This window comes from Mycobacterium sp. BK086, from assembly GCA_004362315.1.
Classification (GTDB): Bacteria; Actinomycetota; Actinomycetes; order Mycobacteriales; family Mycobacteriaceae; genus Mycobacterium.
On sequence record SNWL01000005.1, the window covers coordinates 858,774 to 874,583 of the forward strand.

A 15,810-nucleotide genomic window follows, 5' to 3' on the forward strand; every position below is an offset into this window, starting at 1 on the left:
GGATCACGATGCGCGCACGCACCTACAACCAGAGCCACGTCGCACGCAACCATGACGGGCGCCGGCGGGTCAGCATCTACTGGACGTGGAGCTATCCGTGGGAGTCTCAACGTGATCCAGCCGGAATCTACAACCGGTTCTCGACGATGACCGAAGTGCGCAATGTCGCCTGGCCCGCCTATGAGACGCCCGAGTACGCCGCCGAGAACTTCCTGCAGGGCATCGCCGGAACGCTGGAGCTGTTTCACCGATCCACACTGTCGTTCCAGGAACTCACCGAAGAGGCCACCGGCCACCCCGTCGCGGTGTTCCAGCGCATCGACCAGGCCGGCTACCGCCTACCGATCGACGAACGCGTCCTGGCCGACACCGACACGCTGATGGTGTTCGGACTGGACCATCTGCTCTCCGAACAGGAGGCCGCGCCGGAAGAGATCGCCGCCATTGAAGATTGGCTGACACGCGAAGGCACCTGCCTGCTGCTCGCTCCGCATCACGATGTGGGATTCACCGAGGACTTCGCCCAGCGCCAAGTCGAATATGAACATCATGGCGACCGGCTGGTCCCCCGGCAGCAGCGCTTCGGTCAGTACACCCGCTCGCTCATGAAGGCGCTACAGGTGCCCGTGCACAACACCTGGGGACTGCGGCCCGCAGTAGTCGAAGGGACGCGGGAGATCGCACCGCTCACCGGTTTTCGCGATCTGGACTCGGCACGGCTGCTCGATAACGTGACGACGTTCAACTTCCACCCACATCTTCCGCACTACGAACTCACCGCACCCGAGAGTGCGAACGTTCGCGTGCTGGGCCGCCAGAAGGTCGACCCGAACCGCCCGCATCCGTTCACGCAGGCGGGTGAGACGGAGTTCAACGCGCTGATCTGGATGCCGCCGTCGGGCCCGCGGGCAGGTGACATTGTGCTGATCGACTCGACGCACTTCACGACGCTGTTCGGCGGCACCGACAGCTTGCGCAACCTATGGCACAACCTGGTCACGATGGGCTAGTGAGCAATTGACAGGAATTTCACAGCTCCGCTGGTACCGTGCGGTCTGAGCCGCCAAGCCACGCGCGGCCGGATGAGGAGATCAACGTCATGAAATCTGCTCGCTCGATCGTCCCCGTCACCGCCGCCGCACTGGCACTCGGACTGGTCGTCGCCGGCTGCGGCAAAGATGATTCGAAATCCGAGTCGTCGTCGGCCAGCTCGACCTCGGCGACCTCTGCGGCGGCATCGGCCACCAGCACCGAAACCAGCGCCGCGCCTGCGTCGAAGGACTACACGACGCTGCTGATGAAGCCCGAAGACATTCCGCCTACCCCGGACGGCCCGTTCGTCGCTGCCGAGGATCCGAAGCTGAGCACGACTCCCCCGCCAACCGACGTGTCCCGCATCTACACGTCCGGGCCCAACGTCATCAACGCGTCGGTCGTGATCAATGACAGCGCCGCCGCCGCCGCGACGTGGCTCGGCGGTGTCGCCGCGAGCCTGCCGACGCATCAGACCGGGACGCCTGTGCCCGTGCCGTCGGTGACACCCGACGCGATGCTGACCACCGGAACCGATCCGGAGAACAAGCACGCGTCGTCCGCTCTGCTGTTCACGGTCGACAACTACTCGTCGATGATCCTGTTCGTCAGCCCAGACGGTGACCTCAACCCGGTGCCGCAGGATTACGTGGAGTCCGTGGGCAAGGCTCAGGTCGCCGCGATCCAGGCAGCTGCACCCGCCCTGAAGTAGTCAGAGAGCCCGCTCCAGGAGCACGGCGCCCGCATCGGCAGTGACGATCTGGACCGACGCGATCTGGTCGATCGGCATCGAGGTGCTGGCGCCCAGTGACGCCGGTGTACCGGAGTGTGCGGTCCACGTCGCCAACTGAACGTGGCTGCCGTCGCGCCCCACCGCCACCATGGCCAGCTTGCCGTCGGCGTCGTCGGCGTAGACGCAGTTCATGTCGACGCGGGTGCCCCACGCCCGGCTGCTGAGTGTGACTGTGGCAGTGAGCGGTACGGGTTTGGTGGGTGTCATGGCGAGTGCCGCCGGCTGATCCTGCACCGGTGCCATCGCCATCGGGTTGGATTCGATGGCCACGAAGACGCCGATCGCCACCGCGGCGGCGGTTGTCAGCGTCCACGTCACCGCACGGGAGCGACGCCGATGCGAATTCACCTTGGCCAGAACCTGATCCCGTAGCGGCGGCAGTGCCGCGGACGCCGGTGTGCCGTGGTCGTCGATGGTGTCGACATAGCCGCGCTCGATCTGCGAGAGCAGCGCCGGCATGCCACTCAGCTCACCGACGGACTCGGCGCACTGCGGACAGGAACGCAGATGGGACTCGAATTCGCGCCGTTCCGAACACGACAACGAACCCAGCACGTACGCCGCGTCCCAGAGCGCGTACTCGTGGGTCCCGCCGGGCGACGGCGAGCCGTCGAGCGTCGTCATCACGTCACCTCGAGGCCATTCCTTCGATCATCCGGGTGATCAGCATGAGGACGAAGCGATCGAAGTCGCCCCGAAAGCGCGGCGCGTCGGTCACGAACGGGCGCTGCATCGACATGCCGAGGAGCACGATCTCCATCAGCCGCACCGACTCGTCGATCAGGTCCTCGGGCGCATCGGCTCCCGTGATGGATCCCAGCAACCCGGCGAACTGCTGGCGCTGCCGGTCGCGAAAATCGAGGTACGCGGTTCGGAGGAACTCGTTGTGGTTGGCCGCCGCGCCGAACTCGACGACGAAAGTGACCGTGTCGAGGTTGTCGATGAACAGCGTGTAGAGCAGACCGGCCGCATCGGCCAAACCGTCGGGCACGGTCGTGGCTTGCGTCAACTGAGCTTCGGCCGTCGCGAACAGCTTCGTCGCCACATCGTTGATGGCGGCGTCGAACAGCTTCTCTTTGGTCTCGTAGTGGTAGTGGAGCAGCGTCTGGGACACCTTGGCGGTGGTCGCGATCAGCCGCATCGAGGATTTCTCATAGCCGTGGGCACGGAAGCACTCGACTGTGGCTTGCAGGATGCGCTGACGCGCGTCGACGGGCGTGACCTCAGGCACCCCGACACGGTCGTCCGCCGAAACCGATGGTGTCAACGTCAACACTCCTTGTTCCACGATGACTTTCTCCTGATCAGACAGTCAGTGTCCCCTAGTGAGACACGTGTGACGGCAGGAATCGGTTCAGTTGCCCGTTCGGACTACGAAGAAGACGCGCTGAGTTCGCCGGCGTGCAGCTTCAGCACCCGGCGGACCTTGGCCGTGCGGCGCAACGTCCTGCCCCAAGCCACCCCGAACGCGCTGAGCACCAGCACCGACAACGCCACAAGCCACGGATAGCCACCATGCCCGTGGACCCACATGACCAAGGCGCTCTGAATACGCCCGGCGGCTGAGATCACCGGATCGTCGGGCGCGGTGGCGCCGTTGAAGATGCGGATCTCATAGACCCCGTAGTAGGCGACATACAGTCCGACGAACAGGACCAGCGCGCCGCCGATCCTGTTGGTGTACGGCAGGATTCGGCGCATCCGATACATCCCGACCGGGTTGGCGAATGCTGCGGCAATGGCAAGCACACCGACGATCAGCGACATTCCCGCCGCGTAGACGAGATAGGTCAGCAGACCGTCGACGATGAGACCGCTACGGAAGCTGGCCGCGGTGACCGCCAGGAACGGCCCGATGGTGCACGACAGTGACGCGATCGCATAGCCGATCCCGTAGCCGAACATCGAGCCACCGCGCACCGTCGGCGCCCACCGGCCGCTGCGGACGACCGGATTGAGTCCCGGAAGGTGACGGCCGGCCAACGACCAGACCCCCAGGCCGACAAGCACGACGCCGATCAGCACCGTGACGTACGGCAGATACTGCTGGACGGCCGACGCCGCGGACACGGTGAGCAATCCAAAGGCACCGAACACCGTCATGAAGCCCAAGACCATCTCGATGGTGGCAACGACAGCGCGGCGTAGTGCGCTGAGCTCACCGGTAGCGTCACCGCGCACGACCAGAGTCATATAGACGGGCAGCATCGCGAAGCCGCACGGATTGAGTACTGCTACCAATCCGGCTCCGAAAGCAAGTCCGATCAGACTCTGTTCCACGGGGTGCGCCGCGCTAGCTCATTCGGGTCACTCTGTCGGTCTCCGCATCGCAAACCCCTGTCTCTCGGCGGCCCGGGAACGTCGTCTGGGTAAGACACGAACCAGAGCGCTCCCGGGTTCAACCAAAAGTCAGCGGATTTTCGCGGCGCGCTAGTCGGCGTCGAGGTACTGACTCACCCGAGCCAGCGCCTCGTCGAAGACCTCGACTTTTTCGCCGCGCTTCTCGTTGGCGGGCTGGGCGGCTCCGCGGGCACCTTCGGCCTCGACCCGGGCGGCTCCCTCGCGACGCAACAGGCTGAAGTTCTTCTCACGTGCTTGCCTGAGCCGATTCTGCAGCTCCTTGAGCTGCTTGGCGTCCATCCGCGCCAGAGCTTCAGGATGGCTTTCGGCGATCAACGAGTCTTCCTGCGGGGTCAGATTCACGTGGTGGTTGCTCACCATGAATTCATAACCCGTCCCGGCCGCGGCTATGCACCGAATCGCCGACCGTTCACGTGGCCGAAGTCGGCCATCGGTTCAAGATGGCCGGGCCAGGCGATGCGGGCGAAGACGGTGCACTCGTAGTTTTCGCTCATGACTGCACGCAGCACGTCGCCATTCCCCTGTGTTCGGGGCGCGATCGCCGGGCTCGCCATCATCGGGAGCGGCTATCTCTTGGCCGCGACGAACGCCGCGGTGGCGGTCGGCGCACCGGAAAGTGCTTCGGGCCCTTGCGATTTCGACGTGGCACGATGCGATGGCCCTGGACCCATTGCTGCCTCCCCCGCCGTCGCGGGCAGCCCGATCATGCTCATCGGCAACGGGACCGTCGACCATCCCGACGGCGGGCTGTTGGTCGGCAACGGATACAGCCCCGATCCGGACACCTGCGGCACGGCGTGCGACGCCGGCAACGGCGGGTGGTTCGCCGGCAATGGTGGCAACGGCGCGAACGGCGGTAGGGGCGGTGACGCCGGCCTGTTCGGCGCCGGCGGTAGAGGTGGCAGCGGGACGACTCAACACATCGACGGTGGATCGGGCGGACACGGCGGCGCACTGGCCGGCAGCGGCGGCGACGGGGGAAGCGGTGCCGCGGGCGGCGGCAACGGCGGCGCCGGCGGATCGGCCGGCTTGTTCGGCGGTGACGGCGGCAGTGGTGGATCGGGCGGCGGCGGATCGGCGGGCGCCAACGGGGGCAACGGCGGTGGCGGGGGCGACGCGGGCCTGTTCGGCGGCCGCGGAGGCAGCGGTGGCGACGGCGGCAATGGATCTGTGAGCAACGGCGGCGCGGGTGGCGACGGTGGCCGCGGCGGCCTGATGACCGACGGCGGAGCCGGTGGCGGTGGTGGAAATGGGGGCGCGAATGCCGCCGGCGGGGCGGGCGGTCGGGGCGGAGATGGTGGTGTGCTCACCGGCAACGGCGGGCACGGAGGTACCGGTGGGAATGCCGGCAGTGGTGGCGGTTTCCGCGGCGGCCGCGGCGCCGACGGCGGTAACGGTGGCGTGTTGGGAGTCGGCGGGGCCGGCGGCGACGGCGGTGTCGGGGGTGGGGGCACAGGAAAGGGTGGCACCGGCGGTGACGGCGGCACTGGTGGCCGCGGAGGAATTTCCGGCGTTAGCGGCGGATTCGGCGGCCGGGGTGGCAGCGTCACGATCGGCACCGGTGGTCAGGGCGGCGCCGCCGGCTACGGCGGCGCCGGCGCCATCTTCGGTGGTCACGGCGGCGACGGCGGCAGAGGTGGGAACAGCAACTCCGGCTCGGGAGGCAACGGCGGCACCGGCGCCAACGGCGGCACGGGCGTGGGCGGAACCGTCGCGGGTAGCGGTGCACACGCGGGCAGCCCTCCGGTCGGGGGCACCGGGGGCAACGGTGGTCTCGGCGGTCGGGGCGGCCGCCCGGGAGACAGCCCGCTGTAGATCTACATCATTTGACCCATCGGTGAGCTCGGAGAACACATAGTTCGACCGAAGTTGTGGACGTGACCGGGGCCATAGGTTCATTCGCATGAACACCCTCACTGGCATCAAGAAGCTCGCAGCCTACGGCGCACTCCTCGGCGGCATCAGCGCCGCCGCGCTGGGTATCGGAACCGGGTTGGCACATGCCGACTCGCCGACCAACGCCGCCCCGGCGACCCACCAGTCGGCCCCGCGGCACGACGGCGACCAAGACGTCGTTCGGCGCGGCACCGTCATCCCGATTCACGGCGACGACTCCACGCATCGCGGCCAGTGAACGCCCACCACAACCTAAGGTCAGAGAAATGACGGAAGCTCTTGCAGCCAACCAGGCCGCTGACGAATTCTGCGAAGACTGCGGCTACGAGCCGGAACTCAAGCGAACGCTGAATGGCTTTCAGGTGTTTGCCATTTCGTTCGCTTCGCTCTCCGTCGCGGTCGGCATCTTCGCCACCTACGACGACGTCCTGCGCGACTCCGGCCCCGTCGGAATCTGGTTGTTCCCCATCGTCGCGATCGGCCAGATCCTGGTCGCCTTGGTCTACGCACAGTTCGCGGCACGCATTCCGCTGAGCGGATCGTCCTATGCGTGGGCGTCCCGACTGGCCAGCCCCAAGATCGGGTGGGCGTTCGGCTGGCTTGCCGTCATCAGCGCACTCGCCAGCCCGGTCACGATCGACAACGCCTTGGCCAGTCAATGCCTGATGCCACTGCTGAATATGGAACCGAATGAGACGACCGCCCGGATCATCACGGTGATCCTCCTGGCCATTCAGGCGGTGCTCGCCATCGCCGCCACCCGCATCGTGGGGTGGGTCAACTCGCTGTCGGTGGGCGTGGAACTGGGCATCCTGCTCGTGATCGGCATCGCGCTGACGGTCGCGATCGTGGTGACCGGAACCGGCACACCGGCCAACCTGTTCTCCCGAGGCATCACCGAGGGTGACCCCAACTTCCTCGCCATCGGCGGTGGCCTGATGGCCGCATCGATCATGGGCCTGTCCACCCTCGTCGGTTTCGAAACGGCGTCGAATATGGCTGAAGAGGCGAAGAATCCGACCCGCAGCGTGCCGCGCGCGATCATCGGGTCCGTGACGGCGGCATCGGTCCTGGGCATGCTGTTCGTGATCATCTTGACCATCTCGATCACCGACATGGCCAAGGCGTCCAACTCCGAGTCGCCGGTCGCCGAGATCATGAACGAACGATTCGGCCCCGCGTTCGAGCGGCCACTGCTCGCCGCGATCACGCTCGCGTTCTTCGGAGCGGCTCTGGTCAGCATGGTGTCGGGGGCCCGGTACATCTATGCGATGTCGCGGGATGGACGCTTCCCTGCCTACAAGGTCATGCGCCGGGTGAATCCGAAGACCCGCACACCGATCCCGGCCACGCTGCTGGTGCTCGCGGTCGGCGTCATCCTGATGGCTCTCATGCCGGGTGATGCACTGCTGCAACTGATCTTGGCCGGCGCCATTGTCACCATGATCCCGTATCTACTGACGATCATTCTGTACCTGGCGACGCGTCACAAGCTCGACCGCAAGCCGGGCGGTTTCGACCTCGGGCGCTGGGAGTGGCCCGTCGCGATCGGAGCGCTTGTCTGGGTGGTCATTTCACTGTTCGTAGTCATCGCGTCATCCACGACACCGGCGCCGATCGTGATCGCCGTCGGGCTCTCCGCGGTGGGCGCGCTCTACTTCGCCTACATGTGGAAGTTCGACCGCGAAGTGCTCGAGAACGAACCCGGCGACCCCAACATGTTCGACGAAGAGAAGGTGGAGCAATCGTGAACGCCGTACTCACCGGCCGGGTGGTTCGTCCCGGCGACGCCGACTACCCCGATGCGAGCAGGGGCTGGAATCACTTCTTCACGCACAAGCCTTCGGCTGTCGTGTTCGCCGAGAGCACCCAGGATGTCGTCAACGCGCTGACCTGGGCCCGTCAAAGCGGACTCCCGTTCCGGGTGCGCAGCGGCGGCCACGCGCTGGAAGGCTGGTCGGGTCTCGACGACGGCGTGGTGATCGACGTCAGTGGGTTGAAGTCGGTGGTGATCGACGCGGCGGCGCAGACCGCGACCGTAGGCGCAGGGCTCAAGCAGTTGGAGGCGGTCACCGCCTTGGGTGCGGCCGGCTTCGCGGCACCCACTGGCACCGAAGGAACCGTCGGGCTCACCGGCGCGACGCTGGGCGGTGGCTTTGGCCTGCTCACCCGGCTCTACGGCATGGCATCGGACAATCTGCTCGCGGCCGAGGTCGTTCTCGCATCAGGCGAAGTAGTGGTCGCCGACGAGACCAACAACCCCGATCTGCTCTGGGCGTTGCGCGGTGCGGGCAATGGCAACTTCGGCATCGTCAGCTCGCTGACGTATCGGATTCGCCCACTGACACAGGCGATTTTCGTGGTGGCGACGTGGACCGGGCTCGAAGACCTCGAAGCGGTCTTCGAGCTGTGGCAGCACTCTGCCCCCTATGTCGACAATCGCCTGACCAGCCAGCTCGAGATCGAGCGGGACACGTTCGCGATGCACGCTGTCCTCGCCTCCGGGACGGAAGCCGAAGCGTTGCAGCTTCTTTCACCAATGCTGTCCATCGGAGACCCGGACGTGGTGGTGCAGGACGCGGGGTGGGCTCAGATCTACGCGGGCTTCCAGATTCCCATCGAAAACGAGCCGGCGAACTGGAAGTTCACCTCGCAGTTCATGACCGAGCAGCTGCCGCCCGAGGCGATCCACACCATCGCCACGTTCGTGGCGAAGGCACCGCCGGGCTGCAACTACTTCACCAATGCCCTCGCCGGCGCGGTACTCTCCAGCGAGCCGGCGGGTGGGTCGGCGTACGCGCACCGAAAAGCGCTGTACTACGCCGAACCCGGCGCCGGCTGGGGTGTCCGCGGCGGGCAGCCCGCATCCGAGGAGGAAACGCAGAGGTATCTGACGTGGGTCGCGGAGTTCACCGAAGCAATGCAGCCCTACGCCAACGGCGCCTATGTGAACGTACCCAATGCCGGTGTGCCGGAATGGGAATGCGACTACTGGGGCGCCAACGTCGAACGGTTGCGGGAGATCAAGGCGGCATACGACCCCGACAATGTCTTCTCCTACGAACAGAGCATTCGGCCGGTCAGCTCCCGTTGATCAGTTCCGCCAGGAATGCCGGCAACCGCCCCGCTCCGAAGTCGTAGAACCGCGCCCACACCGGTTCGATCGAGATTCGGACCATCTGTGGGTAGGTCGCCTGGACGTTCTTCTCGAACTCGGCGAGTTCCTCGCCGTCCATCGAGTTCCGCGCCGACGCGAGGTACTCCTCGGTGACGCCGTCGACGGTCTCCAGCGTGGCGAGGCCCCGGATCAGCAACGCTCGCGCCTCTTCCGGCGTTGAGCCGCCGTCGATGGTCAAGGCCACCTGAGGACGGGACGCCAGTGCGCGAGCCTTCGGAGACGTGGGTGCCGTGGAGACGACGATGCGCTCGCCGGTCCAGTGGAACCCGACCGGGATCACGCGCGGAAAGCCGTCATGTCCGTTGTAGGCCAGTCTGGCCATCGCACCGGAGAGCAATTCCTGGGCACCCGGCTCACCAAGCTCGCGAGCCAATTCCTCGGCGTTCATTCAGTCGCGGGCTGAAACGGTCCGATGTAGGTCCCGGGGTGGGTAGCCCCGTCCTGCCGGGCGAGCGGAACGCCGCCGGCGATCCAGGGCGTCTCCATCCGGCCCGGCCCGTTCGGCAGGGTCACCGCGATGGTGTTGGGCACCCAGCCTTCTGCGTCGGCAAGGAAAGTCAACCGGCTGGTCGCTGACGCGCCGGGCGCCAGCGCGACGGGCTGCGGATCGCCCGCCTGTTGCGGGAGCTGATAGTCCGGACCCCACATCGGGTCGTCGGGACCGATGAGATCGACGCCTGGATAGCCCATCAGCTCGCAGGACTGCGCGGAGATGTTCGTGACGATCACATCGAAATGGATCTGGCTCTGGTCGCCCGGCGAAGCGGGCGCACTGGTACTCAGGCTCAGCGTGTCGATGGCGCACGACGGCAGCGCGAACGCGCAGGGACTGGCGAGCACTGGAACGATGAGAGCCGTGGCGGCCGCTGCGACAGAGTATTTCGAGAACATCTCTTCGACCCTTCCTCGTCCGCAACCCTTTCGACGTCGGCATGAACCTTAGCGCGGCGCGCCGTCGGGTATGAGGCGATCGACGTCAGCCCGCTGCGACACCGGTCGGCGGTTCATCCACCTCCGGCGGGACCGGAACAACGATCGTGATGGCCGTGCTGCCACCATGCCCGTCCGAGGCCCAGATGGTGAAGCTGTCGTGCGTGACGGCGAAGGGGGCGCCGAGCGCGGCCGCGAGGTGACGTTGGTCGGCCGTCGGGTTGTAGGTGAACGTTCCATCGTCGTACACGTCGACCACGCCGCCGCCCACGCTCGCCCCACTCGTGCTGTAACTCAACGCGTCCAGGTCGGGATCAGTGACACCGGTGACGGAACCGGTCACCACTCCTACGATGTCGTCGATTTGTAGGCCCGTTATTGCACCACCAGCGGGGTTGCCGTTGACGGGGCTGACGGGCACGGTGATCGTCGCGGTGGCGACACCACCGTAGGCGTCGCTGGCGTTGACGGTGAAACTGTCGATCGTCGCGGCCTCGGGGGCGTTGATCGCGGCCGCCGCATGGCGGATCTGAGTGGAGGGCAGATACGTGAATGAACCGTCGGTGTTGATGGTGACAACTCCTCCGAGGGCGCTCGTCGCGGTCCCGGTGAAGGTCACACTGTCCTGGTTGGGGTCGGCGGCTTGGATCTGGCCGCTTACCGATCCGTCCGCCTCGGATGTGCCACCGGTATAGCCGGAAATAGCCGGTGGCTTGTTGGTCGCGGCGATGTCGACGGTCACCACGGTTGTAACTGTGTCAGCTCCACTGAGACCGAATCGCCTTGCCAGGGAATGGATTACGGCTTGGAGCCGACCCAGCGGCCCGGGGAGACGATACTGCCCGCCATTGTCCACCACGACCGTGAAAGTGACCGTTCCGCCCAAGTGCCCGGTGTGCGAGTCCGGCGTGACCGTGAAGGTCCCGTCGGGGTTCACGTGCACGCGTGCGTTCTCGGGTTGGTTCACGGTGTACGTCAACCTGCCGCCCGAGCCGTGGAGGTCGCCGGTGACGACACCGCTGAGAGGATCTTGGGACTGCTGAACCGGCGCGACAGCAGGAGTCTCGTTGAACAGCGTGTAGCCCACGACGCGGCGGACCCAGCTCAGCACCCGCCCAGGAGAAGGTGACGCTTGGCGCGCCGCGCCCCTCGGGTCGCTGAAAACCGCCGGACGGGGCGGATTCGCCCTGCGTGACTTCGCAGATGCCGTCGAGTGCTGGCCCGGCGCAGCGGGTCCGGTATTCGCACCCGCGGCGCTCTCGCTCTTGCCGGAGCGCGCCGTATCGGCGTGCGCCACCGACGATCCGGCGGCCAACGCCGCACCGATACCGAGCGTGATCGCGCCTACCCCAAGCCAGGCTGCGACAGTCCTGAATGCCGCGATCCCGAAAAGTGTTGATCCACATATCACCCACCAGATCAGGACGGTGATCGCGCTGCCGGCACCTGCACCGTCGAAGAACGCCGAAGACCGTAGCAGGCTTGCGGTTGCCCCTTGGGGTAGGTATTGGCCGAATGCTCCCCAACCACTTGGCAACATCTCTGGCGCGCTGGCCAACCCGGACAGCGGGTTGCCCAGCAGCAATCCCAGTGCCGACCCCGCGATGAGCCCGATACGCCCGAACAGGGAGCCAAGACCGAACGTGGTCAGACCGGCGGCACTGATGCCCAACAGAAGTCCCGAGGCAACACCCCAGAAGTTCGCGTCGATCGCACCCACGACGCCGAGTGCCAGCGTGACAAATACCGCCGCAATAACCGAAAACAGCAACAGTGCAGCCAGTTTCACCCAGCGATTGCGCGGCGGGAGAAGTATCAGCACTATCGCGGGCAGCAGCCCGGCGACCGTGATCGGTAGACCGGCCGCAACCAGCCCAGACCCGCGCGAGTCTTTCGCCGTCGGCGGCGCCAGGTCCTCCAGGTGCAGAGCCACGCCCATGCTTTTGGCCATGTCATTACCGACCTGCGTAAGCGACTGAGCCACAGCGGGACTGGCTCCACTTGCTATCAGGAGGACGGGGCCGGTCGGGCCGAATGAAATCCCGCCGTACTGGTCGCGATTACGAATCGCGGCGTGAAGTGCGTCGACGTCTGCGTAAGTCGTCACCCGGAACACTCCAGGTGCCCTCTGCTGCAACACCGAAATCATTTGCCCACCAGCGGAACCCGCCACGCCGATGGGTACGTCGTGCGGCTTGCTGCGAGCCGCAGGAAGTGCGAACGCGATGGTGAGGATCCCGATCGCCAGCGCGAGGAGGACAGCGGCTCCGATCGCCCGCATCGCCATCACGCCGCCGCGTGCCGTGGGCGGTGCAGCTGCATGTCGAACGCCGTCGGCACTTTTTTCAACCGTCGGTGAAATCATTTCAGGAGCGTAAGCGACCGTGTCAAATATTTCAATGGTTGTTTAAATGATATTCTCGATACATGCCCTCACGTGCAGCGATGGACAAGAGACGGGGTCGACGCCTTGGTGAACCGGTCTCCCGGGATGTTGTGCTGCGCGCCGCCAAGCGCGAGTTCGCCAAGCACGGATACGACAAGACGACGCTGCGAGCGATCGCCGAAGAAGCGCGCGTAGACGCGTCGATGGTGCTGTATCTGTTCGGCTCAAAGGCCGAACTGTTCCGGGAATCGATGAAGCTGGTTCTCGACCCTCAACTCTTCACGGCCCAACTGGCGGCAGGTGCCGACGGCGAACTGGGATTTCGCATTGTGCGCGCCTACCTCACCATCTGGGAACAGCCCGATACCGCGGCCAGCATGGTGTCGATGCTGCAATCCGCGACGTCGAACAGCGATGCTCACCAGGCATTTCGGGAATTTCTGCAGAACTACGTCATGACCGCGGTGGCCGAAGCACTCGGCGGTGGCGACGACGCGCGATTACGTGCGATGCTTGCCGCGACCAACCTCGTTGGTACGGCGATGCTTCGATACGTCATGCAAGTGCCACCGTTGTCCACGTTGGACGTCGAACAGGTGGTCACCCTGATAGGGCCATCCGTCCAGCGATATCTCAGCGCTCCGGCAGAGGACCTTGGACTAGACACGCCGTCGCACTGAGTTCTTCTCCCCCCCTTAGGTTTTGCCGAGCAATAATTCGAAACCCTTCTGCAAGTTGCCCCTTGCGCTCGATCTCGCGCGGCGTTACGGTCCGTCACGTGACGTCGACCAGAGTGCCACCGCCGAGGGTCTCCCGAGCGATCGAGCGGACCCGGCATCATTTGTTCCGGCTCCACCAACGCGCCGCGCCGCCGGCAGCGGCGATGATGGAGCTGATCATGGGCGCGTGGATTGCCCAAACAATCTCTGCTGCAGCCGATTTAGGTATCGCCGATGTTCTTGCCGACGGTCCCGCTTCGGGCGAAGAACTAGCACGGCAGCTCAATGCGGATGCGGACGCGTTGCGGCGCATGCTCCGGGCACTGATCGGGGTCGGCATCTTTCGGCAACGGCGTGACGGCCGTTTCGAGCTGACCCCGCTCGCGGACACGTTGCGTACCGACTCCCCCATGTCGATGGCCGGCATGGCCCGATGGGTTGGCTCGCCGCAGCATCGTGAGCACTGGAGCCACCTGGGCGACGCGATACGATCCGGAACCGCGACGGTTCCCGGATTGCGAGGCAAACCGATATTCGAGTACCTCGCCGACGAGCCCGAACTCGCCGAAATTTTCAACGCTGCCATGACAGGTGTGTCCGACTTCGCGATCGCACCAGTGATCGCCGCCTATGATTTCAGCTGCTTCAGCACGATCGCCGACATCGGCGGCGGCCATGGCCGACTGCTCGCTGCAATCCTCGAATCAGCCTCGCAAACAAAGGGGGTGCTCTTCGATCTCCCACAGGTCGTGGCGAAAGCGCCAGCGCTGCTTCGAAAACATCAGGTCGAAAGGCGCGTTCAGATCGTGGGCGGGTCGTTCTTCGATTCCGCACCGGCCGGCGCTGACGCTTATGTGCTCAAGCACGTGATCCACGATTGGCCCGATGAGGACGCTGTACGGATTCTTCGGACAGTGCGCGCCGCGGCCCACCCAGGCGCCCGAATCCTGTTGGTCGAGTTCGTGATACCCGAACATGCCAGAAATTTTCACGGCAAATGGGTTGACCTTGAGATGCTCGTCGTCGCTGATGCTCGCGAGCGCACCGCTTCCGAATACAGCAGATTGCTCAGTCAGGCCGCCTTCAGGCTCGATCGAATTGTGAGCACGGTCGGGCCGATCAGCATCATCGAGGGCACCGCGCTCTAGCTGTGCCGCGTCAGGCCGGGAAGGGGCAGCACGCCCAGATCGAGGTGCGTCTTGAGACCAGGCGGGGCAGCACACACTGCGGGAATCACGTTGACCGCGGACATCGCGGTCCAGGCGTAGCCGGGATGCGCGATGTCGCCGTTCTCGTCGGGCTCGCCTTGCAGGGTGATCTCGGTCGACGGATCCCCCTTGATGACAACGCGATATTTGTTGGTACCCCAGACCCATCGCGGTTCGATCACGTCATCGCCCATCGTATAGAGCGCGTGAAACTGCACCAGCGGCCTGCCGCCACATAGAGCCGTCCACGTGTGATGCTGCGCGGCAACGGTTCCCGCAGAAATTACCCCGCGAAGGTCCGGAACGTCGCTGTCGGGCGTTCCGGCGTAGACGATGTCGGCCGTGGCGACCGCGACCTCGACCTCGGAGGTCATGTCGTCGATGGACTCCCCCAGCGCCTGCGCGACCATCGTCATGGACTGCGCGAAGTACGGCAGCGACGATCCCAGAAGGCTGGGCTGCGAAGCGAATACGTCTGGGTCGAGGCCGAAGCCCATGAGCTGGATGTATTTGGAGGGATAGTCGCTGAAGTTGACGACCTCGGACACCTGCACCTGATCGACGCGACTGACCAGCCGGGCCGCGATCAAGGCAAGCAAGTCCCCGGCGAAGCCCGGATGAATTCCGCCCGCATGGTATGACACGCCGCCGTCGATGCAGGCCCGCCCGATCCGCTCCGCATCGGCGGCGGTGATATCGGTCGGGTAGTACACCCCCGCGGTGGTGACGACGTTCTTGCCCGATCGCAGCAGCCGGCATACCACATCCGTGTCGGGCCAGATCGGCGTGTAGAACACGCAATCCGCTTCCGTCGCAACAATCGCCTCGATGTCGTCGGTCGCCAGCACGCCCGCGGGTTCACAGCCGGCGATGTCACCGGCGTCCCTGCCCACTTTGTCGGCGTCGTAGACCAGCACGCCGACCAGTTCGTAGGCCGGGCTGTGCACGAAGTGCCGCAGCGCCGCCTTACCCACGCTCCCGGTGGCCCACTGAATCACCCGGTACGGTCGCTCGCCCACGCATCTCTCCTATAGATAGACAAAGTAGAACCCCAGCAAGAGCGCGAAAAGGCCGACCAGCCAACTGATCGTGGTGACCTTCAGCCACACCGGGGCTCGGCGCACTTCCATGAAGTGCCAGATGACCAGTTGCGTCTTCGCCGCGGCGATCAGCAGCACGACGACCGTCACCGTCGGGTTGAGCACATGCGCGGCGCCACCGTCGCGTGCGGTCAGCCAGGACACAGCGGTGACCAGCGTCAGTACCGCCCACACGATGATCAGCGGATTACGCAGGTAGGACGTCAC

17 protein-coding genes are annotated in these 15,810 nt (G+C 65.4%); 8 read left to right on the top strand and 9 right to left on the bottom strand.

The features are described 5' to 3' along the window. Nucleotides 1-8 precede the first annotated feature (8 nt). Nucleotides 9-1,010: a hypothetical protein gene (locus tag EV580_RS20665; protein ID WP_133693050.1), complete on the top strand. Its 1,002-nt coding sequence runs from the start codon at nt 9-11 to the stop codon at nt 1,008-1,010. Between the two features lie 89 nt (nt 1,011-1,099). Further along, nucleotides 1,100-1,744 carry a hypothetical protein gene (locus EV580_RS20670; protein ID WP_133693051.1) on the top strand — a complete coding sequence of 215 codons (645 nt, stop codon included), beginning with the start codon at nt 1,100-1,102 and terminating at the stop codon, nt 1,742-1,744. On the opposite strand, the gene EV580_RS20675 is transcribed toward EV580_RS20670, so the two are convergent. From EV580_RS20675 to EV580_RS20690, 4 genes are all read right to left on the bottom strand, one after another. Next, nucleotides 1,745-2,449 (bottom strand): zf-HC2 domain-containing protein, encoded by a 705-nt coding sequence (locus EV580_RS20675; RefSeq protein WP_133693052.1) that lies wholly within the window; start codon nt 2,447-2,449, stop codon nt 1,745-1,747. Nucleotides 2,450-2,453: 4 nt separating this feature from the next. Next, nucleotides 2,454-3,056 (bottom strand): TetR/AcrR family transcriptional regulator, encoded by a 603-nt coding sequence (locus tag EV580_RS20680; RefSeq protein WP_286171702.1) that lies wholly within the window; start codon nt 3,054-3,056, stop codon nt 2,454-2,456. A 140-nt stretch (nt 3,057-3,196) separates the two neighbouring features. Continuing rightward, nucleotides 3,197-4,105, bottom strand: coding sequence for a cytochrome c biogenesis CcdA family protein (locus EV580_RS20685; RefSeq protein ID WP_133693054.1), 909 nt, complete (start codon nt 4,103-4,105; stop codon nt 3,197-3,199). Between the two features lie 150 nt (nt 4,106-4,255). Then, a complete protein-coding gene (locus tag EV580_RS20690; protein WP_286171703.1) occupies nt 4,256-4,543 on the bottom strand; it encodes a hypothetical protein in 288 nt (95 codons plus the stop codon). A gap of 135 nt (nt 4,544-4,678) precedes the next feature. Here EV580_RS20690 and EV580_RS33800 point away from each other — a divergent pair, with 135 nt between their 5' ends. From EV580_RS33800 to EV580_RS20715, 4 genes are all read left to right on the top strand, one after another. After that, nucleotides 4,679-6,001 (top strand): hypothetical protein, encoded by a 1,323-nt coding sequence (locus EV580_RS33800; RefSeq protein ID WP_166654787.1) that lies wholly within the window; start codon nt 4,679-4,681, stop codon nt 5,999-6,001. Nucleotides 6,002-6,089: 88 nt separating this feature from the next. Next, the gene (locus EV580_RS20705; RefSeq protein WP_133693057.1) at nt 6,090-6,320 is read left to right on the top strand and encodes a hypothetical protein; all 231 of its coding nucleotides are present in this window, start codon (nt 6,090-6,092) and stop codon (nt 6,318-6,320) included. A 28-nt stretch (nt 6,321-6,348) separates the two neighbouring features. Next, nucleotides 6,349-7,833 (top strand): APC family permease, encoded by a 1,485-nt coding sequence (locus tag EV580_RS20710; RefSeq protein ID WP_133693058.1) that lies wholly within the window; start codon nt 6,349-6,351, stop codon nt 7,831-7,833. After that, nucleotides 7,830-9,176 carry an FAD-binding oxidoreductase gene (locus tag EV580_RS20715; protein WP_133693059.1) on the top strand — a complete coding sequence of 449 codons (1,347 nt, stop codon included), beginning with the start codon at nt 7,830-7,832 and terminating at the stop codon, nt 9,174-9,176. The genes EV580_RS20710 and EV580_RS20715 overlap by 4 nt, the downstream gene beginning before the upstream one ends. Here EV580_RS20715 and EV580_RS20720 read toward each other — a convergent pair. From EV580_RS20720 to EV580_RS20730, 3 genes are all read right to left on the bottom strand, one after another. After that, entirely contained in the window at nt 9,163-9,648 is a 486-nt protein-coding gene (locus EV580_RS20720; protein WP_133693060.1) for a pyridoxamine 5'-phosphate oxidase family protein, read from the bottom strand. The two genes, EV580_RS20715 and EV580_RS20720, sit on opposite strands and share 14 nt — an antisense overlap. Further along, nucleotides 9,645-10,100, bottom strand: coding sequence for a DUF4232 domain-containing protein (locus tag EV580_RS20725; protein WP_286171705.1), 456 nt, complete (start codon nt 10,098-10,100; stop codon nt 9,645-9,647). The genes EV580_RS20720 and EV580_RS20725 overlap by 4 nt, the downstream gene beginning before the upstream one ends. Nucleotides 10,101-10,236: 136 nt before the next feature. Further along, nucleotides 10,237-12,471: a cadherin-like domain-containing protein gene (locus EV580_RS20730; RefSeq protein WP_183504965.1), complete on the bottom strand. Its 2,235-nt coding sequence runs from the start codon at nt 12,469-12,471 to the stop codon at nt 10,237-10,239. Between the two features lie 146 nt (nt 12,472-12,617). Here EV580_RS20730 and EV580_RS20735 point away from each other — a divergent pair, with 146 nt between their 5' ends. Together EV580_RS20735 and EV580_RS20740 are read left to right on the top strand one after the other, a co-directional pair. Beyond that, nucleotides 12,618-13,256, top strand: coding sequence for a TetR/AcrR family transcriptional regulator (locus EV580_RS20735; RefSeq protein WP_133693063.1), 639 nt, complete (start codon nt 12,618-12,620; stop codon nt 13,254-13,256). Nucleotides 13,257-13,354: 98 nt separating this feature from the next. After that, entirely contained in the window at nt 13,355-14,443 is a 1,089-nt protein-coding gene (locus EV580_RS20740; protein WP_166654788.1) for a methyltransferase, read from the top strand. Here the strand turns inward: EV580_RS20740 and EV580_RS20745 are convergent. Together EV580_RS20745 and EV580_RS20750 are read right to left on the bottom strand one after the other, a co-directional pair. Further along, the gene (locus tag EV580_RS20745; RefSeq protein ID WP_133693064.1) at nt 14,440-15,522 is read right to left on the bottom strand and encodes an NAD(P)H-dependent amine dehydrogenase family protein; all 1,083 of its coding nucleotides are present in this window, start codon (nt 15,520-15,522) and stop codon (nt 14,440-14,442) included. The genes EV580_RS20740 and EV580_RS20745 overlap by 4 nt on opposite strands. A 9-nt stretch (nt 15,523-15,531) precedes the next feature. Then, the gene (locus EV580_RS20750) at nt 15,532-15,810 is read right to left on the bottom strand and encodes a cytochrome C oxidase subunit IV family protein (RefSeq protein WP_133693065.1); all 279 of its coding nucleotides are present in this window, start codon (nt 15,808-15,810) and stop codon (nt 15,532-15,534) included.

Coding starts and splice junctions, on each gene's coding strand:
- EV580_RS20665 (WP_133693050.1), top strand. CDS start 9: ATGCGCGCACGCACCTACAACCAGAGCCACGTCGCACGCAACCATGAC.
- EV580_RS20670 (WP_133693051.1), top strand. CDS start 1,100: ATGAAATCTGCTCGCTCGATCGTCCCCGTCACCGCCGCCGCACTGGCA.
- EV580_RS20675 (WP_133693052.1), bottom strand. CDS start 2,449: ATGACGACGCTCGACGGCTCGCCGTCGCCCGGCGGGACCCACGAGTAC.
- EV580_RS33800 (WP_166654787.1), top strand. CDS start 4,679: ATGACTGCACGCAGCACGTCGCCATTCCCCTGTGTTCGGGGCGCGATC.
- EV580_RS20705 (WP_133693057.1), top strand. CDS start 6,090: ATGAACACCCTCACTGGCATCAAGAAGCTCGCAGCCTACGGCGCACTC.
- EV580_RS20710 (WP_133693058.1), top strand. CDS start 6,349: ATGACGGAAGCTCTTGCAGCCAACCAGGCCGCTGACGAATTCTGCGAA.
- EV580_RS20720 (WP_133693060.1), bottom strand. CDS start 9,648: ATGAACGCCGAGGAATTGGCTCGCGAGCTTGGTGAGCCGGGTGCCCAG.
- EV580_RS20730 (WP_183504965.1), bottom strand. CDS start 12,471: ATGCGGGCGATCGGAGCCGCTGTCCTCCTCGCGCTGGCGATCGGGATC.
- EV580_RS20735 (WP_133693063.1), top strand. CDS start 12,618: ATGCCCTCACGTGCAGCGATGGACAAGAGACGGGGTCGACGCCTTGGT.